General features: G+C 62.3%; 7 protein-coding genes and 1 CRISPR repeat array. Of the genes, 5 read left to right on the top strand and 2 right to left on the bottom strand.

From position 1 onward, the window contains the following. Positions 1–3: 3 nt before the first annotated feature. A CRISPR array of direct repeats spans positions 4–632; the repeat unit is 37 nt; unit sequence GCCGCCATCCCCAATCCAACAGAACAAGGATTGAAAC. A gap of 952 nt (positions 633–1,584) precedes the next feature. Then, positions 1,585–2,280 carry a hypothetical protein gene (locus QZY44_RS12595; RefSeq protein ID WP_295446709.1) on the top strand — a complete coding sequence of 232 codons (696 nt, stop codon included), beginning with the start codon at positions 1,585–1,587 and terminating at the stop codon, positions 2,278–2,280. 66 nt (positions 2,281–2,346) lie between these two features. Here QZY44_RS12595 and QZY44_RS12590 read toward each other — a convergent pair whose 3' ends face one another. Continuing rightward, the gene (locus QZY44_RS12590) at positions 2,347–2,898 is read right to left on the bottom strand and encodes an arginine decarboxylase, pyruvoyl-dependent (protein WP_295446707.1); all 552 of its coding nucleotides are present in this window, start codon (positions 2,896–2,898) and stop codon (positions 2,347–2,349) included. Positions 2,899–3,010: 112 nt separating this feature from the next. Here QZY44_RS12590 and speB point away from each other — a divergent pair, with 112 nt between their 5' ends. The 3 genes from speB (at position 3,011) to QZY44_RS12575 (ending at position 6,696) form a co-directional block, all read left to right on the top strand. Next, positions 3,011–3,889, top strand: a complete 879-nt coding sequence (gene speB, locus QZY44_RS12585) for an agmatinase (RefSeq protein WP_295446705.1) — start codon at positions 3,011–3,013, stop codon at positions 3,887–3,889. Between the two features lie 233 nt (positions 3,890–4,122). Further along, positions 4,123–4,860, top strand: coding sequence for a hypothetical protein (locus QZY44_RS12580; RefSeq protein ID WP_295446703.1), 738 nt, complete (start codon positions 4,123–4,125; stop codon positions 4,858–4,860). 54 nt (positions 4,861–4,914) lie between these two features. Next, positions 4,915–6,696 (top strand): Ig domain-containing protein, encoded by a 1,782-nt coding sequence (locus QZY44_RS12575; RefSeq protein ID WP_295446701.1) that lies wholly within the window; start codon positions 4,915–4,917, stop codon positions 6,694–6,696. Positions 6,697–6,716: 20 nt separating this feature from the next. On the opposite strand, the gene QZY44_RS12570 is transcribed toward QZY44_RS12575, so the two are convergent. Continuing rightward, the gene (locus QZY44_RS12570) at positions 6,717–6,890 is read right to left on the bottom strand and encodes a hypothetical protein (RefSeq protein ID WP_295446699.1); all 174 of its coding nucleotides are present in this window, start codon (positions 6,888–6,890) and stop codon (positions 6,717–6,719) included. Positions 6,891–7,307: 417 nt separating this feature from the next. Here QZY44_RS12570 and QZY44_RS12565 point away from each other — a divergent pair, with 417 nt between their 5' ends. Continuing rightward, positions 7,308–7,526 (top strand): hypothetical protein, encoded by a 219-nt coding sequence (locus tag QZY44_RS12565; protein ID WP_295446697.1) that lies wholly within the window; start codon positions 7,308–7,310, stop codon positions 7,524–7,526. Positions 7,527–7,553: the final 27 nt, after the last annotated feature.

Genomic DNA, 7,553 nt, shown 5'->3' with positions numbered 1-7,553 from the left:
CGGGGCCGCCATCCCCAATCCCACAGCACACGGATTGTCACCCCGTCTCGATCGGGACGTACGAATGGTCGTAGGCGGCCGCCATCCCCAATCCAACAGAACAAGGATTGAAACATCAGATCGTGAAGAAGCACGGCTGGACCGGTTGGACCGCCGCCATCCCCAATCCAACAGAACAAGGATTGAAACCCCAAGGGGATCGACTACGGTTGGAACCACATGCCGGGCCGCCATCCCCAATCCAACAGAACAAGGATTGAAACAATATCGCCGAGGGTGTGAGCCTCGACCGCCTGGTGGCCGCCATCCCCAATCCAACAGAACAAGGATTGAAACGATCATACCGGCTAACCGCAATTCGTGCGCAGTAGGCCGCCATCCCCAATCCAACAGAACAAGGATTGAAACTCGTTTGGCGCTAACGCTGAAAAAGCTGTCGCGTTTGGGCCGCCATCCCCAATCCAACAGAACAAGGATTGAAACCTCGCTATACACTGCGCGGTTACTCGCTATACGCTGGGCGCCATCCCCAATCCAACAGAACAAGGATTGAAACCATTCATTGTGCCAACTCCGCGCTATAGCCATGAGTATTGCCGCCATCCCCAATCCAACAGAACAAGGATTGAAACAAAACTGGGCCTTGGTCATCGTCCCGGCCACCGAGGTCGCTTGGTCGGCCGGCAGGCCAGTCGACTGGGGGCGCCGCACCGCAGTGAGATTGTGAAAGTATTCGCTACGTGTTGCAGTCGTAGCCTGGATGGAGCGCGGCGGAATCCAGGTATCGGCGTCAACTCACTGTTTCATAATGCCTCTGCGATGCCGTCCCCGGATTCCGCTGCGCTCCATCCGGGCTACATCGGGCACGCTCCGAATATTTTCACAATCTCAGTGCGGCCCGGCCCCTCCGCAGCCCCGACACCGTGGCCGTTGGCGAGATCGCGCCGCACTGGGGTGCGGCGCTCCCAGGATGGGATGCGACCGCTCTTGCGTGGTCGCGGGGGGCCCGCGCTCGGGATGCGACGCTCCTGTGCCTTTCCCCAGGCTCAACGGGCCGTGCTTATGCGGCTGGAGCATGTGCTTGAACCTCTGAAGCACGTGCTTGAGCAGCTGGGGACAGCATCATTAAGTTTATGATTAAAAAAGGATTATCTGGCTCGCTTTGTCCCCAGCCGCGGCAGCACGTGCTTGGATCGTTCCCGCACGTGCTTGAATCGTTCCCGCACGTGCCTGGACCGTTCCCGCACGTGCTTGGATCGTGCCGGCACGTGCTTTAGCCGTTTCCGCACGCGCTTGGGCCGTTGCAGCACGTGCTTGGATCGCTCCAGCACCTGATTGGATCGTGCCGGCACGTGCTTGCGTCGCGGGGGACAGCGCCGCCGCGGCAGGGGGCAGGCATGCCACCCCGCGGGAACGTGCCGTTGGGATGCGAAGCAGTCATCCGCAGTGCGGCAGTCAGTCGCGATTTTTTTTCGCCATCCCTTGAAAAACGGCTGATCTTGGTCTATAGAATCTGTGTCATAGGCATCGTAACAGGATGCCGCCCTCCAGCTTCATCTACTCTTAGAAGGAGGTCCTGCCATCATGCGCACACGACACTACTTCCCGCAAGCCGAGACCGACCGCATCAACTGGCTGAAACATTATATCGCTAGGCTTTTGAAACATGGGCCGCGCCTTGGCTTAGGCGCCGAGGAGATGGCCGCTACCCAGGCGGACATCGATTATCTTATCTGGGTCTTCGTCATCTGGAACCCGGCCATCCAGCAATACTCAGTGGATGCCACCACCGCCAAGGGCTTCCTGACGACCGGCACCGATGACGATCCAGTCCAGCTGCCCACGCTCGCCGCCTTCGCCGATCCGCCGCCGGCCGTCCTGCCCGGCGTGTTCAATCGGTTGTTCAACCAGGTGCAACGGCTCAAGCTGCACCCTGCCTACACCGAGGCCATCGGCCAGGACCTGGGTATCCTGGGCAGTAGCGGCATCCCCGATGAGGCTCCACCCACCTTTACCCTCACGGTGGAGAAGCTCTCCGATCGGACCCGGGTGTGCATCGACTATCCGAAGCATGGCCATGGCGGGGTGGTCGTTGACAGCCGCATCAACCAGGGCGACTGGTTGCCGCTGGGTCATTTCACCCAAAAGACCATCCATGACGACCGGGCGCTCGTGGTCGCCGGAACCCCTGAGAGCCGCGACTACCGCCTGCGCTGGTGGGACAAGGACGAGGCCCATGGCGAATGGAGCCTGGTGCAGACAGTGTTGGTGGGGGCTTGAGCCGTACCACGGCCCAAGCCCCGAAGGGGCGTGCTAGAGCAGCCCAGGGCAACGCCTTGGGGTGGCTCAGGAGAAGAGGAACACCGCGGCACTGACGGCACAGGTCCACCGCCCATCGGGGTCGCCCTGCGTGGCCGCGGTCATCGACAGACTCTCGATCACCAGGTGGCTGTGCTCGTAGATGCTGCGGCGCTCGTTCCAGGCGACCTCAGGATCCAGTTCGAGCCCGAGGGAGCTCGCGAGCATACTGGCGGCAAGGTCTTCGGCATGGTCCCCGCTCTGTGCGTCCGTTTGGCCGAATCCGTGGTGTTCCGAGATGTATCCATAGCCATCGGGGTTCGCGGGTCGGGCGAGTCCGACGCTGGCATGGATACGGCGGCCGGGCTCGTTGGTCTCGATCCGGGCCATCACACAGAAGGTGATGTCGCCGGGCTTCAGCGCCTCCACCCCGACCTCGCGGGGGATCACGGTGCATTGGGGCGGGACGATCGAAGAGACATAGACCAGGTTCTGCTGCTCGATGTCAGCATCGCGCAGGGCCAGCTCGAAGGCGGTCAGGGCGTGGCGGTGAACGCCGATGCCCCTGGTCAAAAACACGCGCACAGGTGTCGGAAACACAGTCGATTTCTCCTGACAGTCACGGCGGTATGAGGATACCGCCGGCACGATCGGCAAGCCGATCAATTGTGATATGTTCCGGGGCATTTTAGCGACTGGCGTTGGCCAAACCATGACCCCCACCTTTGCCATCCCGCCCAGCTTTCTTGGCAGCACCCTGGCCCCCGCCGCGGCGCGCATCTGCGTGGCCGGTGTGCCGTTGGACCTTGGTACCACCAACCGCGCTGGGGCCCGCGAGGGGCCACTGGCGGTGCGCCGTGCCAGCCGCATGCTGGTCGACGGCGACAACCCGTCGAACTGGCGGGACCCGCGCACCCTGGGGTTCGCGGATGTCGGCGACTTCGCCATTGCCCTCGGTGACCTCCCGGGCTCCCTATCGCTGATCACCGAGCAGGCGGCTGCATATGCCCACCTGGTCACCATCGGCGGCGACCACAGTATCACCTTGGGTCTGCTGCGGGCGCTGGCGCGGCGGTGCGGACCGGTCGGGCTGGTGCACTTCGACGCCCATGTGGATACCTGGCCCGACAGCTTCGGTCAGCCACTCGGCCACGGCTCGGTGTTCTACCGGGCGATCGTCGAGGGCCTGGTCGATCCGCGGCGGATGATCCAGATCGGCATCCGTTCGCCCGTGGAGCGCGCCGTTTACGATTGGACCCTGGCCCACGGCGTGCGCATCGTCAGCGCCGAGGAGGTCCACGAGACCGGACCGCGGGCCGTCGCCGCTCAGGTGCATGCGGTCCTCGCGTCCGGCCCGGCCTATCTCTCATTCGACATCGATGCCATCGATCCAGGCCAGGCGCCCGGCACCGGCACCCCCGAGGTCGGCGGACTGTTCACCTGGCAGGTCATGGCGATCCTCAAACGGCTGGAGGGGATCGACTTGCGGGGCATGGACTTAGTCGAAGTCGCCCCCGCCTACGACACGGCTGAGATCACCGCGTTGGCCGGCGCCGCGGTGATCTGGCAGTACCTCTGTCTGCACCCCTGAGCAAAGGGTACCAGGCGACTTTTTGATTGCGGAAGGGGCCAGGTCGACGGGGCGGTGCGGGAACGCTCGCGCCTCGGGCGCGCCTGGCACCGACCGCGCCCCGCGGCGCCCGCGAACAACGCGATAGCGCAAAGTCCTTGCGGTTTTTTAAGGGTTGACGAACGAGTATTGGCTAATATATATTCCGCCCGGATTTTTAACCAACTAAAATGCTCAACCTTCATGAGGACTCAATGAGAAGTCATCTCATCTCTATTGTCATCGGACTGGGTTTGGCTACTGCGAGCCAGGCTGCCACGTTCGGGCCAGTCGAAAATTTCGATGTCGTCAATGACACCGGAAAAACCGCCCACGGCTTTGAGATCGAGCTGGATGACTTGCAACAGTCAGAAATCACTTCTATTTTTGGCGATGCATCACGCTGGCCTAATATGGAACGCTATGGCGCTCCCACCGTCGTCGAATACCCCGATTCAGCCTCAAACAGAACCGGCAAGAGCGTCAAGATTACCTATCAGGCAACCTATAATGGCTCCTGGAATGTGGGCACTCCCTCTGGAACCCTGCCCGTCAGTCCGAGTGACAGCTGCTGGCCGTATGGTGCGCCTACGTATGGCCCTGACTATCCCTGCGACCACTTCGGTGTCAGTACGTCGGTTCCCGCGGCCAACGTCAAATATTCCTGGTTGCTGGAAGGAACTCCCGGATCCTCGAATCTTGTTTATCAGGATTCAGGGGTTCCCGCCCCGCAGTGGAATGTCGTACCGCAAGCACCGATCAATAATGTGCCCCAACCGCCCAAGGTCAACGTGGTGGTCGCCGCGCCCAAGCCTCAGAATTATGAATTTGGAGAGGCACGTTGGGTGAAGGTCACCGCTACTGGCACGCGCAAAGACGTCGCCGTGGAAGACTTGATGGCGGAAGGCAAGGTGATCAAGGACGCCAAGACCCAAACCCAAGTGGAGTGGTAGTTACTGCAGGTCGATGCGGGTAACGCGGGCTCCGGTCAAATCGACCTCACCGGCGTGGCTCTGGATAAGGAAGCGACCGGCGTGGTCTATCGCTTCGAGTTCTACAAATATACGGGTGCGCACGATCCTGAAACCTATGAGGCGAAGGCGAAGACCTCCGACACCCCCCAGCAACCCGATCCGGCCGACCTGGGGCCATTCATTGTGGCCCAGATGGCGGGGATCAACTTCGACGGTCAGGTCCCACCATTGCCGGCTCCGCCTGCCGCGCCAGCGATTAATGCGAGTATTCCTGATGCAGTATTGAACATCAGCTATAGTGCCAAGATCGATGCCTCGGCGTCCGATCCTGCCGATATTCTCACGTACTCTGTGACCGGTCTGCCGGCCGGATTATCGGTGGATGGGAGCACGGGCATTATCAGTGGCCAGGTAGGCGATCCGGGTCTGGTTGGTCAGGTATTTACACTGAATATCAATGTGGCTGACGTCACCAATGGCTTCAATACCTCCATTGCGACACCGTTCAGCGTCGTCGATGGGCAAGTCACGCTGGCGGCGGGGGATCAGATCGGAACCGTCGGACAAGCATTTGCGTACCACCTGAGTGCGACCGGTGGTACCGGTGTTTTTGAGTATTCTCTGATCGGGGGCCCCCTGCCGGATGGCTTGGCGCTGGATGCCCTGACCGGCATCATCTCGGGCACCCCCACAACGGTGGGAACCTCGGCATTGACCCTATTGGCCATTGATTCCTTGGGCTATGGCAGCGACAGCGTGCCATTGACCATCACGATCAATGACGCGGCACCGGTGGTTCCCGATGTAGTGGCGTGCTCCGGCACCAACGAGGTGATTACCAATGCCGTCAACGTCCGTGCGGCCATCGTTGAAACCCGCGGCGGTCCCAACAACGGGGGGCCGGCAATTCAGATCGCCAAGGCGACGACCACCATTGTTCCGCCTTTGGACGTGAATACCTTCTTTGCGGGTGGCAACTTGATTACCTACAGCGGCACGCTTTCCCAAGGGGTTTGTGTCTCGGACACGACGTCGATTTCCCAAGGGTTGACCCTTGCCAATGTGCCGGCTCAAACCGTCAACTTCGCCACGACCATCACGCCGGTTCCGGTCGTCATCTCGGGGGGTGTCGCGCCCTACACGATCAGCGTCGGCAACCTGCCGCTGGGTTTCTCGCTCGCGGGCACCGACATCGTGGGCGCTTCAATCTGGGTCGGCACCACACCGGTGACCCTCTCGGTCAGCGATTCCAATGGTCAGTCCACTTATCAGACGTTTGATTTTACGGTCAATCCGCCCGCCGGCATCGTGCTGGGCGCCACCAATGTTCCCACGACGGGCCAGGTGGGTACTGCGTTCAATGGTTCGGTCAGTGCAACGGGCGGCTACGGCTCCCTAAACTGGACTGGAGCGGGCCTGCCGACAGGCGTCTCGATCTCGGCTGCTGGCATCCTCTCCGGGACGCCATCCGTCGCGGGGGCCTTCACCCCGGTGTTGAAAGTGACCGACGGCGCCGGTCAGGTGGCCACGGTGAACGCCTCGGTGGTCATTGCCGCCGCCCCGGTGGTGAATCCCCCGCCGGCGGCATCGTGCACCGTTCCCAAGGGCGCCATTAAGAGCGCGGCCAAGAGCGTGATCACGGCCGTGAATGGAACCACGCTCTCGACCCAGGCCGGCACCACGCTCAGTATCCTGCCGTGCGCGGCGATTCAGTGGAATCGGACCAGCCACGTTTACCGAGTCGGTGACCGGATCGAGTGGAAAGGTTGGAAGGATGGGGCCGTGGTGGATGTCTATAACGCAACACTGAACTGATTCCTGACCCACTCAGGAAACTAAAAGGGAGGCTGCAACGCCTCCCTTTTTTTGTCCACTGAATCTCCGTCGCCGCCCGATCCGTCGGCGCCCGTGCTCACGCCACGATAGTCGGCATAGGCCGTGCCGACGAGCACCGCGGAGCCCCCAAGGGCCACGGCAATCGCCAGCTCCTCGGTGGTGGGTGCGTGCATGACGCGGGCGAGGCGTTGGCGGGCGCCCTTGAGTGCGCGGTCTCCGGCCCGCGCAGCGGGGCGCGGACGAGCAAATACAGGCCGGTGCCCGCGAGGATCAGGGTCGTAACAGTGTTTACGAGACCTGGGTGGGAAGGGCCGCGCCAGCGCGGTCCGCCGGCGGTGGATCGGGTGCTCGAGGCGCGCCGGGCGACGCAGTGAATACCCGAACCATCAGCAACGCAGGCAGTATAGACACGGGGAGAACCCTTTGCATGGCGGCGGGGTTGGTCCAAAGGCAGGAGCAACTGGTCGGCTAGACACGTTATGATTGGCGCAACGAGACCCCCCCAAAGGCAGCCGCCGATGCGACGTGCTCCCGAGGAAATCGCCGCCTCCTGACGGCACTGTTCGCCGGAATTCCCCGGAGCCGCACCAATGCCCGCTGATACCTTCTCCTGGCTGCACCTGACCGACCTGCACTTCGGCCTCAAGGGCCAGGGCGGGCTGTGGCCGACCCTGCGCCAGCCCTTCCTGGATGATTTGGCCCGGCTGCACACGCACACGCCTTCGCCGCCTGGCGCGACTGGTGGGACGGTGCCCAGCACCGCCCGGCGGGGATCGCCACCGGCGCACTCCCCGGCGACCTGGCCATGACCCTCACCAAGGGCGGGCGGCGCATCG

The sequence above is a fragment of the uncultured Thiodictyon sp. genome, assembly GCA_903837595.1.
Lineage (GTDB): Bacteria > Pseudomonadota > Gammaproteobacteria > Chromatiales > Chromatiaceae > Thiodictyon.
This window is presented reverse-complemented; position numbering and strand designations above follow the sequence as displayed.